This is a genomic window from Rhodococcus aetherivorans, from assembly GCF_011058165.1.
Classification (GTDB): Bacteria; Actinomycetota; Actinomycetes; order Mycobacteriales; family Mycobacteriaceae; genus Rhodococcus; species Rhodococcus aetherivorans.
In genome coordinates, this window is sequence record NZ_JAALEG010000078.1 from 12944 (window position 1) to 29476 (window position 16533).

Here is a 16533-nt window from a genome sequence, read left to right on the forward strand (position 1 = left end):
GCCAAAAGGTCTCGTCTCCCGATCCGAGCAGAAAGAGCTCTCGCATGAACGCACCCGTCCACACCCCGGTCCTGGACCTGTTCCGACTCGACGGCAACGCGGCCATCGTGACCGGGGCATCGCGCGGTTTGGGCCGCGCGCTCGCCATCGCACTCGCGGAGGCCGGAGCCGACATCGTCGCCGTCGACATCGGGGAACTCGATCAGGTCGCCAAGGAAGTGCGCGCCCGGGGAGTCCGCTGCGCGACCCGCACCGCCGACCTCAGCGGCCTGACCCCCGAATCGGCGGCAGAACTCTTCTCCTGGGCCAAGACCGAGTTCCCGCACCCGACGATCCTGGTCAACAACGCCGGCATCATCCGCCGTGGTCCCGCGACCGAAACCACACCCTCGGACTGGTCGGCGGTGCTCGACCTCAACCTCACTACCCCCTTCCTACTCAGCCAGGCCTTCGCGCGGTCCGCCCTCGACGACAACGCCGCCGCCAGCATCATCAACATCGCATCGGTCAACTCGTTCCAGGGCGGAATGGAGGTCCCGTCCTACGCCGCCTCCAAACACGGAATCCTCGGCTTGACGCGCGCTTTGGCAAACGAGTGGGCGGCCCACCACATCCGCGTCAACGCGATCGCCCCGGGCTACATGGAAACCGAATTCACCGCCGCCCACCGCGACGACCCCACCCGGGCCGAGAACATGCTGCGTCGCATCCCCACCGGCACCTGGGGACGGCCGGAAGGCCTCGCCGGCGCGGTCGTCTTCCTCGCCTCGGCCGCGTCCGCCTACGTCACCGGCACCGCCCTGTCCGTCGACGGTGGATGGCTGTCCCGATAACAACAGCGACTACCTGGAGGACCGCCCATGGCACCGATGCCCCCGGACCATCCCGTCGTCCCCGCCACCGATGCCCGATCGTGGTTGCTCGTATCCGCAGCCCACAGCCGGCACCTCGGTGACACGTGCACCGGAGTGGCGGACGCCGTCATCTACGACCTCGAAGACGGTGTCGTCCCCTCCGCGAGACCCGCGGCACGAGAAGCCCTCTACCTGTGGCTCACTCGCGGCGGCACCGGCTGGGTCCGAATCAACCCCGCCGGAAGCGAGGACTGGAACCACGACCTCGACGCACTCGATGGAGCACCCGGACTGCTGGGCGTGATGCTCGCCAAATGCGAATCGGCAGAACAGGTCACCGACACCTTCATACGATTACCTGCCGGCACCCCCGTCCTGGCACTCGTCGAGTCGGCACTCGGCATCGAACGCGCCTACGACATCGCTTCCACAGAACCAACTTTCCGGCTCGCCTTCGGTAGCGGCGACTTCCGCCGCGACACCGGGGCAGCCGATCTAGCACCGGCCCTGTCCTACGCGCGGGGACGACTGGTGGTAGCGAGCCGAGCAGCGGGACTGCCCGGCCCCATCGACGGCCCCACACTCACCACCGCCGAGGACGCGCTCACCGACGCGCTCGCCGTGTCCCGCACCATGGGTTTGTCGGGCAAGCTGTGCATGCACCCCGAGCAGGCCCCCGTCATCAACCGCGCCCTGAGCCCTACCCCGACCGACATCGACTGGGCCCGCGACGTCATCGACCAACTCGGCGCGGACGGCACCCGTGTCAGAGACGGGAGCGACATCCCCCGGCTGGCCCGATCCCGAGCGATCCACCGCCTCGCCTCCGTCTTCGCTCGATCGTGAGGATAATGGGACAGGCGTGACGAGAACCCAGTCGGCAGCACTCAGCGGCGGTGGGTGTCATGACAACGGAGACAGCACCCAGTACCGGCGGACGAGTTCGGGATGGCGAGCTCGCAGATGCAGACCGCACCACAGCGCGCAGTCGTCGGCGATCCACGGCCAGGCATTCCGGTCCCACTCGGCCGGTTCGGCGACCGCGTCCGCGACCGTGTTGTCCGCGCGTCGGTCCAAGGATCACGGTGGGATCGTCCCAGCGTCACGTTCGAGGCGCGGAGGAGGATGCGACCAGCACGGCCGTGACCGGCCTCGGTGCACGCTCGGCGGATTCGTCGGTGGCGCCGAGCACCACGGCAACGTCGTCCTCGACGACGGCAATGGGCGCCCCGCCGAGACCGGGGTGGTACCGGCTGTGCTGACCTGTGGACAAGGGCTGGCTGCTGCCCGGCAGCAGCTCATCGAGGAGTGGGCCGGTCGACCGCCGGGCGATCGACCCTCGGTCCCGGCAGGCGATGCCGTCCAAGAGTTGGCCGACGGTGGCGACGGCGTGCTGTCGGCGAGGATCGACGAGTCGGTTCCCATCAGCGCGGCACCGCCACCTCCATCAGTACACCGGTCTCGATCCGTCCCGTGGTGTCGAGGTCGCGGGTGAACCACGTCGGGCTGCGATGAATGCCGCAGGAGGGATGGGGATCGGTTCGGTGAACCTGTGCATCTCATGCCTCGAGTACTCGACGAACCGCGGCACGACAGCCACGGACCCGGGGTCACCTGCGATCACCATGGCCGGGCGGCCGACGCCCCGACAAGGAACTCTGTTCCCCGGATGTTCCTCCCGTCGTCTCTCGAAGTGATCCGAATTTCGGATGATTGCCACCCCACCGATGAGTTTGTCCGCCCCATGGAGTCTCAATCTCCGTATCATCCTCATCGAGAGTGCGGGAGGAACCGAGTGAATCAGCTGCTGAGAGTCCAGAACTTCACCGTCTCGTGTGACGGCTTCGGGGCCGGTGTACACCAGAGCCTCGAGAGGCCGTTCGGACACGCCGACCCTGGCGAGATGTTCGCGTGGGCCGGCGCGACGGCGAGCTGGCCCATGCGCACAGACCCTGGCGGCAGCCGTGGCCTCGACGACTACTTCACGCGGGACTACGCCCGCAATATCGGTGCCGAGATCATGGGCCGCAACAAGTTCGGTCCCCAACGCGGGCCTTGGCACGACCACGAGTGGCGCGGATGGTGGGGCGACGAACCCCCGTTCCGCACCCCGGTGTTCGTGCTGACCCACCACCCGCGCCCGTCGTTCACCCTCTCCGACACCACCTTCCACTTCGTCGACGGCGACCCGGCCACGGTCCTCGAGCGGGCGCGGGAGGCGGCGCGGGGCAAGGATGTCCGACTCGGTGGCGGGACTACCACCATCCGGCAGTTTCTCGAGGCCGACCTCGTCGACACCATGCACGTGGCAGTCTCGCAGGTGCAGCTCGGATCCGGAGTACGACTCTGGGAGTCACCCGATGAGCTACTCGACCGGTTCCATCTCGAGGTCGTGCCCAGCCCGAGCGGCGTGACGCACCACCTGTTCTGGCGAAGGTGACGCCCGGGCACGGACTTCTCGCATCGAAGTCACCTCAGCCGAGTCCGGTGTGCGGCGTTCCATACCCAGGGGTTCCGAAAAAATCTACTATCCGGGGATAGTTCGTCGTTGTTACCGTCGGCGGATGGCTGTCCGCTACCACGTCACCTCCGTGCTCAACCGTGCTTCCATCTCGCGATACGGCCTGGACTGGAATCGGATGGATGCCGCGCCCGGTATCGCCGGTAGCCGACGGCCCGAGCAGCAGGGCTGCTTCCTCTGCGCCGGCGAGTGGGAGCGGGACTGGTTCGTGCAGATGAACAACACCGGCGGCGCGGTCGACGTGTGGGAGGTCCACGGTATCGATGCCGAGGATCTGGTCGAGTCTCCGGAGGGCCACTACTACTTTCCCGGGGTCATTCCCGCCGCCCGTCTGCGGCTGGAGCAACGGGACGTGCCGCCGGTTCACCGCTGAGGGCTGGTCGCCGGAGCCGGGACGCTGCACCGTGCAACGAGTTCGACCCGGAGGTTGCGCCGAGGTGGTCGGTCAGGTCCGACGCGGAGTCAGGTGACGATCCACAGCGCCAGAACCGCGACGACCAGGGTGAGCGGCGTCGTGATCACGCCGAGCCGGGTGTAGGTGTAAAGGTCCGGACGGCCGGCGGAGCCTTCGAGCAGACGTCGCCACAGCATCGTGGCGAGGGAACCGACGTAGGTGAGATTCGGACCGAGGTTTACACCGAGCAGCGCAGCAAGGATCAGAGCGGGCGGGGCCCCGGGGCCCAGAGCGGTGAGGAGCATCAACGTCGCGGGAATGTTGTTGACGACGTTGGCGGCCACCGCGGCTGCGGCCGCCACCCCGAGCAGCGCCCCGAGGCTCGGCTCGGTGGGCAGCACGTTCGCCAACGCGTCGCCGACGGGGCCGGACGAGACGCCGGCGACAACGACGGCCAGCGCGAAGACGAACACGCAGAACCACAGATCGGCGGCGGCGAGAACTCGCCGAGGGGTGGTGCGATGCCGCCGCAGGGCCGGGACGGCAAGGGCCGCCGCGCCCATCGCCGCCGCCCACACGGGTTCGATCCCCAGCGGCCCCGTCGCCGCGAATCCGACGAGGGTGGCGGCGACGATCCCGAGCGCGTAACGCGGCGCGTGCACGGGCGGTATCGGGTCGGGTTGCAGCGGTGGCGACGAGGCGAGGTCGCGCGCGAAGAACCACCGGAAGACGAGACCCTCGACGAGCACCACCGCGAGCCACGGCAGCGTCATGAGGACGGTGAAGTGCAGGAATGTGAGCCCGGTAGCGGTGAAGGCCAGCAGGTTCGTCAGGTTGGAGACGGGCATCAGCAGCGACGCCGAGTTCGCCAGGTGGCCGGTGGCGTAGACGTGCGGTCGGGGCGACATCCGCAGCGCCGTCGCGGCCCGCAGGACGATCGGCGTCAGCAGGACCACGGTGGCGTCGAGACTGAGCACGGCGGTCACGACGGCGCTGGTGACGAACACGGCGTTGAGCAGACGTCGCGGGTCGTGATTCGCGCGCCGGACGAGAACCGACGCCACCCACGCGAACACGCCGAGCGCGTCGGCGAGATGCCCGAGCACGAGTATGACGGCGAGGAACGCAACGGTCGGGAACAGCGTGCGCAGCTGCTGCTCTACTTCGTGCGGGGTTACGACGCCGAATGCGACGACTGCGGCCGCGGCCGGCAGTGCCACGAACACCTCCGGCAGTCCCCACGGACGCATCACGGCGAAGACGAGCACCCCGGCGAGCATCGCCACCGCTACAGCAACCACAAGGTCGATAGTGCCAGCGCACGAAATGCTCGGGCACCGAACTCCGAGCACGCGATGAACGTCCAGAAACGGCGCGCCGACAGGAGCAAGCCGGCATGTTCCCTGCTGGAGGTCCTGCTCGCCTCGGCAGCGGCACAAGCGGTCTCGCTGCGCCTTGCACCTTCGCCCCGCCCTGCCCATTCCACCAACGAGCCGGGGTCAGCGCTGGTGCGCCGTCAGGGCATGCCCGAACGGCGCACCCACGACTATGGGGGGCCACGGGGCGGATCGAGGGCGGTTCACCGAAAGAGACGCGTGGAACCGGCCCGGCACCGTCGCACCCAGGTCTTTCGCCGGCTCGGACTCGCGGCGTGCGAGCGGCGGCCCCGGTTCGCGCCTCGACGCCGGGGCCGCCGCCGGTCAGGCGTGGACGCGAGGACGGCGATGCGCCCACGGCATCGCCCGCTCCATCGTGCCCGCCAGTTGCAGCAGGGTCGCCTCGTCTCCGTAGCGCCCGGCGAACTGCACCCCGACCGGCCAGCCCTCGGCGGACTGCCCGAGCGGCAGCGAGATCGCCGGATGCCCAGTGGTGTTGAACACCGAGGTGAACGCTCCGTAGTCGAAGATGCGGTCGTACCATCCGCGCGCGTCCAGCTCCGGGTTGTCGGCGTCGAGGTGCCCGAGCGGGACGGTCGGTTGCGCGGTCGTCGGTGTGAGGAGCACGTCGTACTCGCCGAGGAAGCGTGCCACCTCGCGGCGCACCGTGTTGAACACCCGGTCGGCGGCGTACAGATCGCGCGCGGTGAGCGTCGCGCCGTACCGGGCGCACTCGAGCGTCGTCGCCTCCAGGTGCTCGCGGCTGGGGGTGACGCCCAGCAATTCTGCGGTTGCGTAGACGCCGTCGGCGAGGAAGCTGCACCAGGCGGTGAAGTTCGCGTCGTCGAAGGTCTGCGCGTCGATACGCGGGGCCGCCTCTTCGACGTGGTGGCCGAGTCGCTCGAGTACTGCCGCCACCTCCTGCACCGTGGCGACGGACTGCGGGTCGACCGCGCGGGACGGGTCATACGGGGTGGTGCACACCGCGATCCGCAACGGCCGCACGTCCTGCCCGACCAGCTCGGCGAACGGGCGCTCGGGCGCCGGGAGCAGATACCGATCGCCCGGCTCACTGCCGTGCACCGCGTCGAGCAGCCCGGCACTGTCGCGGACAGTGCGCGTCACCGCGAATTCGATGCCCAGGCCCATGAGCGGGTCGGCGTATTCGGGTCCGGGGGTGGTGCGGCCCTGGGTCGGCTTCAGGCCTACCAGCCCGCACGCGGCGGCGGGGATCCGGATCGACCCGCCCCCGTCATTGGCGTGTGCCATCGGTAGTGCACCCGCCGCCACCAGCGCCGCCGACCCGCCGCTCGACCCGCCCGGGCTGCGGTCGGTGTCCCACGGGTTGCGAGTGGGGCGCCCGTACGCGGCGGCCGCCTCCGTCGACGCGTTGAACCCCAGCTCCGGCGTAGTGGTCACGGCCATGGTGGCCAGGCCCGCGCGGCGGAAACGCGCCATCAGATAGGTGTCCTCCGCGGGCACGAGACCGTCGCCGAACAGCCGGCTTCCGTTGCGCTGCGGGACGCCGGCCGCGTGCGCGATGAGGTCCTTGATCGCGAACGGTACGCCCGCGAACGGGCCGTCGCTGCTGTGGTCGAGCGGGGTGGCGAACCGTTCGCCGGCGACTGCGCCGAGAACCGGATCGACGGCGTCTATCGCCCGCGCCGCGACGTCGTGCACCTCGGCCGGGCTCACCTGCCTGTCAGCAATGAGGCGGGCCAGGCCGGTTGCGTCGTGCGCGGTGTAGTCGTTGATGTCCACGGTGATCTCCATTCGGGGGAACGAACGGCCCGACAGTAGGGTGACGCCCGTAACACAACATCGGCCGAACGACCGATGCGCGAACGCCGAAACGATGCCCCTGGCCAACGCGCGACGCGCCGGGGATGATCACCTCATGTCCCGCGCCGACACGGAACGCCTCGCGGCCGCGCTGGCACTGAGTGCACGCCTCGCCCGCGACGACAACCCGCCCGACCCAGCTCGCGTCCTGTTCGAGCTGTCCGCGTGCGTGCCGTTCGCGCATGGCGCCATCTCTCGCTGGGACGCGGCGCGCGGGTGCCACCGCACCGCCTCCAGCCTCGGCTACCCGCGGCCGATCGTCGACGCGATCAATCGCTTTCTGCCCCGCCACCCGCTGTTCGACGACATGCTCGGCCGGCGCCTGCCGCAGCAGCTGTGCACGGTGCCCCCGCGGCTGCGCCACGGTCCCGTCTTCGACGAGGTCATCGTGCCGCAGCAGTACACCGACGGCCTCAGCCAATGCCTGTTTGCCCCCGACGGGCGCTATGTGGGGATGTTGAACCTGAGCGCTGCCGGTGGACGGGTGTTCGATCGGGAAGACCTGGTCATGGTGGCGCTGCTCGCCGCCGACCTCGCCTGCGTCGTCGACCCGGCTGCCGCGCCCGGCCCCGCTGACCGAGATCCGGGGCGCGGGATCGTGCTCGTTGTCGCCGCATCCGGCGCGATCGACCGCCCCCTCGACGCGCCCCCGGAGCCCGCCGCCGCCGCGCTCGTAGCCGCGGGCGACGGGCTGCGTGCGGTCGCGGCCGAGGTGCGTCGCCGCGGGCGCGCCGCCGACTACCTGCTCATCGCCACCGGCATTGTCTACGACGCCCACCTAGCGCCCGCCCGCGGCGGAGGGGTCCTCGTGCGGGCGCGTGTCGTGCCACCGCCCGACGGTCTGACCGTGCGGGAACTGCAGGTGCTCGGCCTGGTGCGTGACGGCGCGTCGAATACCGCTATCGGTCGGGAGCTGGGAATCCGCCCGTCGACGGTGTCCACCCACTTGGAGCACGTGCTGCGCAAGACGGGCGCCGCCAACCGCACGGTTGCAGCCGTGCGTGCTGCCGAGTGGAAGCTGCGGCTCGTCGACCGCGCCGCGCCGCCCGTCCTCGCCGGCAACGCGCCGGCGTCGTGACCACGGCCCATGGCCTCGCTGAGTCCGATCCTCGCCGAGGCGCCGTGGGACCGGCCGGTGTGTTCCTGCTCCGCCCCGGGATCCCCGCGGAAATGCATGTGCTTCCAGTCCTGTTCGAACCGAGGCATGGCATCTGTCCGGCTGGTCTCCTGTGCTGATGACCATCGGGAGTCCTGCGCCCGGAGCAGGAGCGTCAGAGCGTGGCCACGACGTCGAATTCGTACCCGTCGGCCACGGCCATGTGCACGTCCTGGTGCATCAACCCGGCGCTGGCGTGCACCGACCCGCGGGGGCCGTCGTAGCTCAATGTGCCCGAGTGACGGAGGATCTCGTCGATCGTGTTGGATCCGGCCGCGGCGGTGAGCGCGGCGAGAGTGGTCACGCCCTCGTAACACGATTCGGCGGCGTTGTTCAGCGGTGGTGCGCCCGGACCGAACCGACGGACATAGGCGGACATGAAATCTTGCGCACACGCGGTGACGAGTGATGTGAAGTAGCTCGCGGCGACGAACAGGTTTTCGGTAGCGTCCGCCCCGCTTGCCAGTAGCATGTTCTCCTCCATCAGCGGACTGAACCGCAACAGCCGCTGATGCAGACCCCGTCCGCAGAACGCCCGGTTGAACGCGACTGCGTCACGACCCACGAGCAACATGACGGTGCCCTCGGCGCCGCTCTTTTCGATACGCGGCAGCACCCGGGAGAAGTCGGTGGTGCCGTAGTCGACGTAGATCTCCTCGACGACCTGCAGATCGAGCTCGTGACAGTAGGCGCGGATGGCGGGGACGGTCCGTCGCGGCCACACGTAGTTGGCGCCGACGACCGTCCACCGCCGGATGCCGGCGTGCTCCCGCAGCCATCGCAACGCGGGACCGATTTGCAGGCCCGGGGTTTCACCGGAACAGATGATGCCCGGACGCGACTCGCCGCCCTCGTAGAGGGAGGTGTACACGTACGGGATCCGATGGGCCAGGACCGAGGAGAGCTGCTCGCGTACCGTCGAGATGTGCCAGCCGGTCACCGCGTGGATGCGGTCTGCGGCCAGCAGTCGAGCGATCTCGGCGCGAAGCTCCGGCGCGGGCAGGCTCGCGTCGATCACCTCGATTTCCACCTCGCGGGCGAGGATGCCGCCGTTGTCGTTGAGGGTCGCGGCGGCGAGGTTCGCGACGGCCTCACACGACGGACCGTAGATTCCGCCCGGCCCGCGCAGTGGAATGACCAGTCCGATGCGATAGCTCCTCGACATCATCGAGCCTCCTTGCGGCCGCTGCACGCGCGGTGGAATATTCATCTGGAAGTATTGCGTTCGGAACGATGTCTCAGCAAGGGGTGCCCATGGTGCAGGCTGATCGGGACGACGCGGTCATGGTGGATACGCTGGCGGTCGATCGGGCGGCCGCCCTGGTCCGCGCGGCCGTGCGGGGCGCCCTCACCGGGTCGGATCTCACCCTCGACCAGTGGCGGGTGGTCGACCACCTCGCCTCCGTGGAAGAGGCCACGATGAGTGCGATCTCCGCCGTCACCCTCATCCCGGGGCCGAGCCTGACCCGGACGGTCGATCGGCTCGTCGACGCCGCGCTGGCGTACCGGACCTTGGATTCCTACGATCGGCGACGCATGATGGTCCGCCTCAGTGCCCGCGGCATCGCTCGTCATCGTGCACTCGCCCCGGCGGTGACCGCCGCGCTCGCGGACGCGTTCGCCCCGCTCGCGCCTGCGGAGCTGCGTGAACTGGGAACGCTTCTGGAGAAGCTCACCACTCGCTGACCGTCGCCCCCATGTGACTCACGGATGCTGCCGCGTGCCGCGCGGCAGCTTTCCTCGCGCGCCACGCACCCCTGCGCACGGAGGTAGCGGCGTCCGCTCCGAGATTATTTCCACTTGACACAGTTCCAAATGGAAGTAAATTGTGAGCCGCACCACGCACATCCCCCATTGGAGGTCGGACAGATGTCAAGCGATGTTGCTCTCCCCCGTTCGCTCGGAGCCGACGTGGACTTCACGCGCTCGGGCGTATCCCGTTTCCCCAACCGCGATCTCGGCGTTCCAAGATTCTGCTGCGAGGTGGGCGTCCCCCTTGCCGAGCAGAAGGAGCTCGGGCACAACCGCTGGCATCCCGACATTCCGCCGCTGCACGAACTGGATCCGGGTGACGAGGTGATCCTCGAAACCCCCGGCTACGACGACTACCAGCTCCAGGATGCCGACGAGGACCAGGACATCCGGGATCTGGACCTGACCCGTACCCATCCGATCGCCGGACCGGTCTACGTCAACGGCGCCGAGCCCGGCGACCTACTGGTGGTCGATGTTCTGGACGTGCAGCCGCTCTCGGGTATCGGATACTCGAACATCCTGCCCGGAATGGGCGGACCACTGGCGAGCTGGTTCCCTCGAGGCTTCAAGACGGTGTGGGACCTGCACGGTCTGTTCGCGACGAGCCGGCAGATCCCGGGCGTGGAGATCCCCGCGATCAGCCACCCCGGTGTGATCGGCGTGGCGCCGTCGCACGAGCTGCTGCAGATCTGGAACGAGCGGGAGGATCCGCTGATCGCCGACGGCCTGGCCGGCCCGCGGGAGGACGCGATCGCGACGTCGGTGCTGCGCACCCTGGAGGGCGACGAATGGGCGCGGGTCGCCGCCACGGCGGCGCGCACGGTGCCGCCCCGAGAGAACGGCGGCAACCTCGACATCAAGAACCTCTCCCGCGGCTCGCGGGTGTACTTCCCGGTTTTCGTCGAGGGGGCGCTCTTCTCGTGCGGCGACCTTCACTTCGCCGAGGGCGATGGTGAAATCACCTGGAACGCCATCGAAATGGATGGGTCCACGTGGCTGCGGTTCAACCTGATCAAGGGTGGCATGGCGAAGTACGGGGTGCGGAACCCGATGCTGCGACCCTCTCCTGTCGACCCGAACTTCGGTACCCGGTACCTGTCGTTCACCGGTTTGTCCGCGCGCGGCCGGGAGCAGAAGTACATCGATACCACCATGGCCGCGGTCGACGCCGTCGAACAGGCGATCGACTACCTCGGTAAGTTCGGTTACGCGCCCGAGCAGGCGTACACGATCATCAGCGTCGCACCGTGCGAGATGCACGTCGGCGGCATCGTCGACATTCCGAACGCGGCTGTCACGCTGAAGATTCCGCTCGACATCTTCGACAAGGACATCCTCCCCCAGTAAGTCGACGGGTCCGCGGTGCCGGGATGCTCGGACGCCCCGGCACCGCGGGCGCCTCGGCGGAAAGCGACCGCAGATGACCGATGTCGGATTGTTCTACGTCGGTGCCGTCCTGATCGTGAACGGCATCATGCTTCTCGGGCGGATCTCCGCCCGCGCCGCTGCGCCGCTGAACCTGTGCGTCGGCACCCTCCAGGTGGTGATCCCGACCGTCCTGATCGTCACCACGGACGGTGGCGGCGCCGCAATCGCCGGGGCAGCCGGTCTCTACCTGTTCGGCTTCACGTACCTGTGGGTCGGGATCAACGCTGCGACGGGATGGCCTCCGGAAGGGTTGGGCTGGTTCTCCCTCTTCGTTGCGGTGGCCGCGGTCGGGTTTGCCGCCCGCACCTGGTACGACGGCGGCCGGCTCTTCGTCGTATTCTGGCTGGCCTGGGCCGGGCTTTGGTTGCTCTTCTTTCTGGTCCTGGCTCTCGGCCGCACCGAACTCACCCGCTTCACCGGTGCCGTGGCGATCACGGAGGGGGTGCTGACCGCGGCTGTTCCGGCAGGCCTCGCACTTGCCGGACTGTGGATCGATTCCGCCGCCGCCGCTCTTGCCGCGACCGCACTCGGAGGCACCGTAGTGGCGGCGCTGTGGCTGGTCACCCGTCCGGCATCGATCGATGCGTCGACTCCTGCCCGGCAAGGCTGACATGCACCCAGCGCCGTCGGCGAGGCGGCTTGCGGCCGTTCAGGAGACCGAGTTCACCGACTCGGGAAAAACCATGCGGCCGAGCACATTGCGCATTTCGGTGAGAAGAGCCGGGTTCGCGCCGGCGAAGTGCCGGTCCGACACCTCCTCGCTGAGCCGGCGCGCCTCGTCGCACAGCTTTCGCCCCTCGTCGGTGGCGACGATGAGCTTGTTGCGCCGGTCGCCCGGATCCGCGGTGCGCGCGACGAGGCCGCGGCTCTCGAGTTCGTCGACGATCGCGACGATCTGACTGGGATCCAGTCCCATGTCCGCGGCGATGCGGCGCTGCGCCACACCGGCGGGTTCGTCGCACGCGAGGGAGAGCACCGTGTACGGGCGCACCCGCAGCCCGAGCGGGGCGAGGGCCTCGTTCACCGATCGCACCACCATCGCGCTGGCACGCGTCAGCAGAAATCCCAGGTCGTCCTCGAGGACGCGTCGACGTTCCATTCCGACAGCCTTTCGTCGTGACCCTCAGGGTAACAGTTCCTCAATCGTTGACTTTTTCAATAATAGATGTTCCTATGTGATTGGGAGTACATCAGCTCGAGCAACGGAGGATCTCGTGGACCTCAGCAACAAAGTCGCCGTCGTCACCGGTAGCGGACAGGGCCTCGGCCTCGCCTACGCCACCGAGCTGGCCCGTCACGGCGCCGCGGTCGTGATCAACGACGTCGACCGGGCCACCGCCGATGCCGCCGTCGCGACGATCACCGCCGCGGGTGGACGCGCCGTCGCCGTGGTCGCCCCCGTCGGCCCCACAGAGACGGCGAGGAAGCTCGTCGCGGCCGCGGTCGAGCACTTCGGCCGCCTCGACGTGATGGTGACCAACGCCGGCATCCTGCGCGACAAGGTGCTGTGGAAGATGACCGACGACGACTTCGACGCCGTGATCGACGTGCACCTGCGCGGCACCTTCACGTGCGTGCGCGAGGCCGTGCTGCGCTTCCGCGAGCAGGGCGAGGGCGGGCGCATCATCGCCATCGGCTCCCCCGCCGGCCAGCGCGGCAACTTCGGCCAGACCAACTACGCCGGCGCCAAGGCCGCCGTCGTCGGCATGGTCCGCACCTGGGCGATGGAACTGCAGCGCGCCGGCATCACCGCCAACGCCGTGTGCCCCGTCGCCGTCACGGCGATGACCGAGACCGTGCCGATCTTCGCGCCCTACATCGAACAGATGAAGCAGACCGGCGAGCTGCCCGCGGTCATCCGCCGCGAGGTCGGCATGGGCACCCCCGAGGACGTCGCGGGCCTGATCGCCTTCCTCGCCTCCGACGACGCCGCCGCCATCACCGGTCAGGCGTTCTCCGTCGGCGGGGATCGCCTCGCACTGTGGTCGCACCCGCAGCTGACCGCCACCGCCTTCCACGACGGCGGCTTCTCCGCCGACGACGTCGCCGCCCAGTGGCCCATCGTGTTCGCCGACCGCGTCGAGTCCGTCGGCGAGGAATTCCCCGAGGAGGTGCTCGCCAAGTGAGCCGTTACGAGTACGGCATCGACTTCGACAAGATCGACGCCCTCGATATCCACACCCACGTCGAGATCGACGGCTGCGGCCACCGGTCCATGGACGACGAACTGATGGCCGCGTCGGAGAAGTACTTCAAGTCCGGCGAGGAACGCACCCCGACCATCAAGTCCATCGCCGAGCACTACCGCGAGCGGAACATGGCCGCGGTCGTGTTCACCGTCGACGCGCAGTCGGCCACCGGGCACGCCCCGAACTCGGTCGAGGAGATCGCCGAGTTCGCCGCCGAGAACAACGATGTGCTCATCCCCTTCGGCTCCGTCGACCCCCTGCAGGGCAAGGCCGCCGTCCAGCGGTTGCGCCGCCTGGTCGACGAGTACGGCGTCAAGGGCTTCAAGTTCCACCCGAGCATGCAGGGCTTCGAGCCCAACGACCGGCGCTTCTACCCGCTGTACGAGGCCCTCGTCGAGGCACAGGTGCCGGCCCTGTTCCACACCGGGCAGACCGGCATCGGCGCGGGGCTGCCCGGCGGGCACGGCATCAAGCTGCGCTACTCCGACCCGATGCTGCTCGACGACGTCGCCGCCGACTTCCCCGATCTGACCATCGTCATGGCCCACCCCGCTGTACCGTGGGTCGACGCGCAGATCTCCATCGCCACCCACAAGGCGAACGTCTACCTCGACCTGTCCGGCTGGTCGCCGAAGTACTTTCCGCCGCAACTGGTCAAGGCCGCGAACACGATGCTGCGCCGCAAGGTGCTGTTCGGATCCGACTTCCCGGTCATCCAAGTGGATCGATGGCGCAACGATTTCGCCACTCTCGACATCAAACCCGACGTAGCCCCGATGATCTTCAAGCAGAACGCGCTGCGCGTTCTCGGCATCGAGCGCTGACGTCGGTACCTGCGAACCGAGGAGTTCCCATGACCATTCCCGCCACCGCCACCACCCACGTCGCCACCCTGGACGATCTCGAGGCACTCGTCGGGCAACCGCTCGGTGTCAGCTCGTGGCTGCCCGTCGAGCAGGACCGCATCCAGACCTTCGCCGACGCCACCGACGACCACCAGTGGATCCACCTCGACGTCGAACGGGCGAAGAAGGAAAGCCCCTTCGGCGGCCCCATCGCCCACGGCTACCTCACGCTCTCGCTGATCATCCCGATGTGGAGCGAGGTGCTGAAGGTCGACAGCGTGACCATGGCCGTCAACTACGGCCTGAACAAGGTCCGCTTCACCAACCCCGTTCCGGCCGGCGGCAAGGTCCGCCTCAACGCCACGCTGAAGTCGCTCGAGAAGCTGCCGAAGGGCGGCGTGCAGATCACAATCGACGGCATGATCGAGCTCGAGGGCAGCGAGCGGCCCGCCGTCGTCGTCGAGGCGGTCTACCGCATGTTCGATTAGCGGCCGCCGCCTGCAGCCGAGCGAATGTACCCTTCCGTCGATCTACAAGGGGGAAGGGTACATTCGCTCGTTCCAGGACGGCTCACGGTTGCGCGAACGCGGGCAGCAGCGTCTGCGAGACCCGTTCGTTCCAGTTGGCGTCGATGTCACCGCTCCGGGCCCGTTCCGCGAAGTAGGCACCGACGATGCAGTCCAGAAATGTTTCGACGTCGAGGTCGGCTCGCACGAGTCCCCGCGAGATGTGGTGTCGCACGACCTCGGTCAAGGTGCTGCGGTGGCGCACGAGCACCGAGCGGATGAGACCGGTGAACGCGGGATCCGCATCGGTCACCAGCGCAGCAAGGCCGCCGAAGCCGACGCCCCCGTCGACCGAACGGAGGGACTGCTCGGCCAGCCACGTCAGCACCTGGTGCGCGGTGGCATCCGGCGCGGGAGGCGCGGGCTGCGCGATCGGCTCCATCACCGCGGTGAGCATCTCGTCCCGGTCGCGGTAGCGGCGGTAGATGGTGGTGCGGGCCATGCCCGTGTGTGCGGCCACGGCCTCGATCGTCACCGCCTTGGGCCCCTTGCGACGCAGCAGCTCGAGCACGGCGTCGGCGATGCGTTCCTCCGGCGTGGCAGTCCCCTCACCTTGCCGCATGCGCCCCCTCCTGTCCGCTGTCTCGACTTACGACAATCCTACAATAGCGCTACACTATATGTAGCTACGCAACATGTAGCGATTCGAAGAGAGGGACGCACATGAAGATCTCGAACTCGTCGGCCGGAGCGATCGCCCTGATCCTGGGCATCGTCACCATGACCGCATCGGTATGGTTCGACACCACCCCCGTCGGCTCCGGGGTCACTCTCGGACTGGGCGCCATCGCCGCGATCTACGCCCTGTGGTCGCTGATCGCCCGGGATCCGACCAAGGACCACTGGTCCCTGTCCGTCGTCGGCCTGATCTTGTTCATCTCGCCGTGGATCGGGCAGTTCGCCGGCGACGGCGCGGCCTGGACCGCGTGGATCGCGGGCGCGCTCATCATGCTCGTCGGCAGCAGCGCCTACCTCGCCGACGAGTTCGCCGACGTCACGGCGTCGACCCAGGGACGGTCCCCGATCACGAAAACTGTGGTCCTCGAACAGAAGTAGTGGCCAAGCATGCGGATGTGTCGACTCGACCGGTGACCGCCCCGATCAGCGCGGACACATCCTCGGGAATGCTGTTTCCGCGCCACGCCACGTGACCGTCCGGCCGCACGAGTACGAGATCGGCCTCGTAGACGGCGCGCACCGTGGCGTCGTCCACCGCGAGCACTCGAATGGGCGTGTTCGCCGCGGCTGCAGCATCGACCAGTTCCGTCGCGGCGTCCTTGCCGACGAAGCTGACGATCGTGAACGTGTCGCGGTAGGCGTCGAGCATGGACCGGCCGTCCGGCAGCCGCACGTGCGGTGCGCGTGCGCCGGGAAGAGTGGTGGGGATGTAGGTCGAACCGTCGTTGTCGGGGACAGGACTGTCGTCCCGGACGATCACCGGCGAGGCGTACACATACCCCATTTCCACGCCGAAGCTCTCGTGTTTGATATGCGGGTAATCACTGTGCGATCTCGAGGACTCGACGAGGATCGCGTGTAGGCCTGATTGCCATCCCACCGGAGGAGCCCGCATGACGTTCGTGCCCTGCCTGGTCCGTTCGATGCAC

Annotated in this window: 20 protein-coding genes; 12 read left to right on the forward strand and 8 right to left on the reverse strand. The window is 68.4% G+C overall.

Annotated elements, in window-relative coordinates:
* Positions 1 to 44: 44 nt before the first annotated feature.
* Both G6039_RS23600 and G6039_RS23605 read left to right on the forward strand, forming a co-directional pair.
* Complete coding sequence (locus tag G6039_RS23600) at positions 45 to 833, forward strand: SDR family oxidoreductase (RefSeq protein ID WP_043802255.1); 789 nt, start codon at positions 45 to 47, stop codon at positions 831 to 833.
* A 27-nt stretch (positions 834 to 860) separates the two neighbouring features.
* Positions 861 to 1700: an HpcH/HpaI aldolase/citrate lyase family protein gene (locus G6039_RS23605; RefSeq protein WP_043802252.1), complete on the forward strand. Its 840-nt coding sequence runs from the start codon at positions 861 to 863 to the stop codon at positions 1698 to 1700.
* A gap of 57 nt (positions 1701 to 1757) precedes the next feature.
* On the opposite strand, the gene G6039_RS30805 is transcribed toward G6039_RS23605, so the two are convergent.
* Together G6039_RS30805 and G6039_RS30810 are read right to left on the reverse strand one after the other, a co-directional pair.
* Positions 1758 to 1931 (reverse strand): hypothetical protein, encoded by a 174-nt coding sequence (locus tag G6039_RS30805; RefSeq protein WP_006942037.1) that lies wholly within the window; start codon positions 1929 to 1931, stop codon positions 1758 to 1760.
* A gap of 25 nt (positions 1932 to 1956) precedes the next feature.
* The gene (locus tag G6039_RS30810; protein WP_231385998.1) at positions 1957 to 2127 is read right to left on the reverse strand and encodes a hypothetical protein; all 171 of its coding nucleotides are present in this window, start codon (positions 2125 to 2127) and stop codon (positions 1957 to 1959) included.
* Between the two features lie 522 nt (positions 2128 to 2649).
* On the opposite strand from G6039_RS30810, the gene G6039_RS23615 reads away from it, so the two are divergent.
* Positions 2650 to 3294 carry a dihydrofolate reductase family protein gene (locus G6039_RS23615; RefSeq protein WP_006942042.1) on the forward strand — a complete coding sequence of 215 codons (645 nt, stop codon included), beginning with the start codon at positions 2650 to 2652 and terminating at the stop codon, positions 3292 to 3294.
* A 124-nt stretch (positions 3295 to 3418) separates the two neighbouring features.
* A complete protein-coding gene (locus tag G6039_RS23620; protein WP_037201361.1) occupies positions 3419 to 3748 on the forward strand; it encodes a hypothetical protein in 330 nt (109 codons plus the stop codon).
* An 89-nt stretch (positions 3749 to 3837) separates the two neighbouring features.
* On the opposite strand, the gene G6039_RS23625 is transcribed toward G6039_RS23620, so the two are convergent.
* Together G6039_RS23625 and G6039_RS23630 are read right to left on the reverse strand one after the other, a co-directional pair.
* Positions 3838 to 5070, reverse strand: coding sequence for an SLC13 family permease (locus tag G6039_RS23625; RefSeq protein ID WP_102800376.1), 1233 nt, complete (start codon positions 5068 to 5070; stop codon positions 3838 to 3840).
* A gap of 399 nt (positions 5071 to 5469) precedes the next feature.
* Positions 5470 to 6906: an amidase gene (locus G6039_RS23630; RefSeq protein WP_043802272.1), complete on the reverse strand. Its 1437-nt coding sequence runs from the start codon at positions 6904 to 6906 to the stop codon at positions 5470 to 5472.
* On the opposite strand from G6039_RS23630, the gene G6039_RS23635 reads away from it, so the two are divergent.
* Positions 6899 to 8065: a helix-turn-helix transcriptional regulator gene (locus G6039_RS23635; protein WP_080688637.1), complete on the forward strand. Its 1167-nt coding sequence runs from the start codon at positions 6899 to 6901 to the stop codon at positions 8063 to 8065. The two genes, G6039_RS23630 and G6039_RS23635, sit on opposite strands and share 8 nt — an antisense overlap.
* A 193-nt stretch (positions 8066 to 8258) precedes the next feature.
* On the opposite strand, the gene G6039_RS23640 is transcribed toward G6039_RS23635, so the two are convergent.
* The gene (locus tag G6039_RS23640) at positions 8259 to 9311 is read right to left on the reverse strand and encodes a substrate-binding domain-containing protein (protein ID WP_006932670.1); all 1053 of its coding nucleotides are present in this window, start codon (positions 9309 to 9311) and stop codon (positions 8259 to 8261) included.
* Positions 9312 to 9397: 86 nt separating this feature from the next.
* Between G6039_RS23640 and G6039_RS23645 the strand changes: the two genes are divergently transcribed.
* The 3 genes from G6039_RS23645 (at position 9398) to G6039_RS23655 (ending at position 11936) form a co-directional block, all read left to right on the forward strand.
* Positions 9398 to 9829 carry a MarR family winged helix-turn-helix transcriptional regulator gene (locus G6039_RS23645; RefSeq protein ID WP_006932669.1) on the forward strand — a complete coding sequence of 144 codons (432 nt, stop codon included), beginning with the start codon at positions 9398 to 9400 and terminating at the stop codon, positions 9827 to 9829.
* Positions 9830 to 10126: 297 nt separating this feature from the next.
* Positions 10127 to 11245 (forward strand): acetamidase/formamidase family protein, encoded by a 1119-nt coding sequence (locus G6039_RS23650; protein ID WP_037202250.1) that lies wholly within the window; start codon positions 10127 to 10129, stop codon positions 11243 to 11245.
* A gap of 73 nt (positions 11246 to 11318) precedes the next feature.
* The gene (locus tag G6039_RS23655; RefSeq protein WP_006932667.1) at positions 11319 to 11936 is read left to right on the forward strand and encodes an AmiS/UreI family transporter; all 618 of its coding nucleotides are present in this window, start codon (positions 11319 to 11321) and stop codon (positions 11934 to 11936) included.
* A 39-nt stretch (positions 11937 to 11975) separates the two neighbouring features.
* Here G6039_RS23655 and G6039_RS23660 read toward each other — a convergent pair whose 3' ends face one another.
* Positions 11976 to 12425: a MarR family winged helix-turn-helix transcriptional regulator gene (locus G6039_RS23660; RefSeq protein WP_029547166.1), complete on the reverse strand. Its 450-nt coding sequence runs from the start codon at positions 12423 to 12425 to the stop codon at positions 11976 to 11978.
* Positions 12426 to 12540: 115 nt separating this feature from the next.
* On the opposite strand from G6039_RS23660, the gene couN reads away from it, so the two are divergent.
* From couN to couM, 3 genes are read left to right on the forward strand one after another with little or no spacing between them, the layout of a single operon-like run.
* Entirely contained in the window at positions 12541 to 13452 is a 912-nt protein-coding gene (gene couN / locus G6039_RS23665) for a 4-hydroxyphenyl-beta-hydroxyacyl-CoA dehydrogenase (RefSeq protein ID WP_029547165.1), read from the forward strand.
* Positions 13449 to 14339, forward strand: a complete 891-nt coding sequence (gene couO, locus G6039_RS23670) for a 4-hydroxyphenyl-beta-ketoacyl-CoA hydrolase (protein ID WP_006932660.1) — start codon at positions 13449 to 13451, stop codon at positions 14337 to 14339. The genes couN and couO overlap by 4 nt, the downstream gene beginning before the upstream one ends.
* 29 nt (positions 14340 to 14368) lie before the next feature.
* Positions 14369 to 14848, forward strand: coding sequence for a p-hydroxycinnamoyl-CoA hydratase (gene couM, locus G6039_RS23675; RefSeq protein WP_006932658.1), 480 nt, complete (start codon positions 14369 to 14371; stop codon positions 14846 to 14848).
* A gap of 82 nt (positions 14849 to 14930) precedes the next feature.
* Here couM and G6039_RS23680 read toward each other — a convergent pair whose 3' ends face one another.
* Entirely contained in the window at positions 14931 to 15488 is a 558-nt protein-coding gene (locus G6039_RS23680) for a TetR/AcrR family transcriptional regulator (protein ID WP_029547164.1), read from the reverse strand.
* Between the two features lie 101 nt (positions 15489 to 15589).
* Between G6039_RS23680 and G6039_RS23685 the strand changes: the two genes are divergently transcribed.
* Positions 15590 to 15982, forward strand: coding sequence for an SPW repeat domain-containing protein (locus G6039_RS23685; protein WP_006932652.1), 393 nt, complete (start codon positions 15590 to 15592; stop codon positions 15980 to 15982).
* Here the strand turns inward: G6039_RS23685 and G6039_RS23690 are convergent.
* The gene (locus tag G6039_RS23690; RefSeq protein ID WP_338148586.1) at positions 15951 to 16388 is read right to left on the reverse strand and encodes an aromatic-ring hydroxylase C-terminal domain-containing protein; all 438 of its coding nucleotides are present in this window, start codon (positions 16386 to 16388) and stop codon (positions 15951 to 15953) included. The genes G6039_RS23685 and G6039_RS23690 overlap by 32 nt on opposite strands.
* Between the last annotated feature and the right edge of the window lie 145 nt (positions 16389 to 16533).

Excerpts from the sequence above, each read along its gene's own strand:
- G6039_RS23655 (WP_006932667.1), top strand. The coding sequence starts at position 11,319 with ATGACCGATGTCGGATTGTTCTACGTCGGTGCCGTCCTGATCGTGAAC.
- G6039_RS23660 (WP_029547166.1), bottom strand. The coding sequence starts at position 12,425 with ATGGAACGTCGACGCGTCCTCGAGGACGACCTGGGATTTCTGCTGACG.
- G6039_RS23685 (WP_006932652.1), top strand. The coding sequence starts at position 15,590 with ATGAAGATCTCGAACTCGTCGGCCGGAGCGATCGCCCTGATCCTGGGC.
- G6039_RS23600 (WP_043802255.1), top strand. The coding sequence starts at position 45 with ATGAACGCACCCGTCCACACCCCGGTCCTGGACCTGTTCCGACTCGAC.
- G6039_RS23635 (WP_080688637.1), top strand. The coding sequence starts at position 6,899 with ATGTCCACGGTGATCTCCATTCGGGGGAACGAACGGCCCGACAGTAGG.
- couM (WP_006932658.1), top strand. The coding sequence starts at position 14,369 with ATGACCATTCCCGCCACCGCCACCACCCACGTCGCCACCCTGGACGAT.
- G6039_RS23640 (WP_006932670.1), bottom strand. The coding sequence starts at position 9,311 with ATGATGTCGAGGAGCTATCGCATCGGACTGGTCATTCCACTGCGCGGG.
- G6039_RS23605 (WP_043802252.1), top strand. The coding sequence starts at position 861 with ATGGCACCGATGCCCCCGGACCATCCCGTCGTCCCCGCCACCGATGCC.
- G6039_RS23620 (WP_037201361.1), top strand. The coding sequence starts at position 3,419 with ATGGCTGTCCGCTACCACGTCACCTCCGTGCTCAACCGTGCTTCCATC.
- G6039_RS23645 (WP_006932669.1), top strand. The coding sequence starts at position 9,398 with ATGGTGCAGGCTGATCGGGACGACGCGGTCATGGTGGATACGCTGGCG.
- G6039_RS23690 (WP_338148586.1), bottom strand. The coding sequence starts at position 16,388 with ATGGGGTATGTGTACGCCTCGCCGGTGATCGTCCGGGACGACAGTCCT.
- G6039_RS23680 (WP_029547164.1), bottom strand. The coding sequence starts at position 15,488 with ATGCGGCAAGGTGAGGGGACTGCCACGCCGGAGGAACGCATCGCCGAC.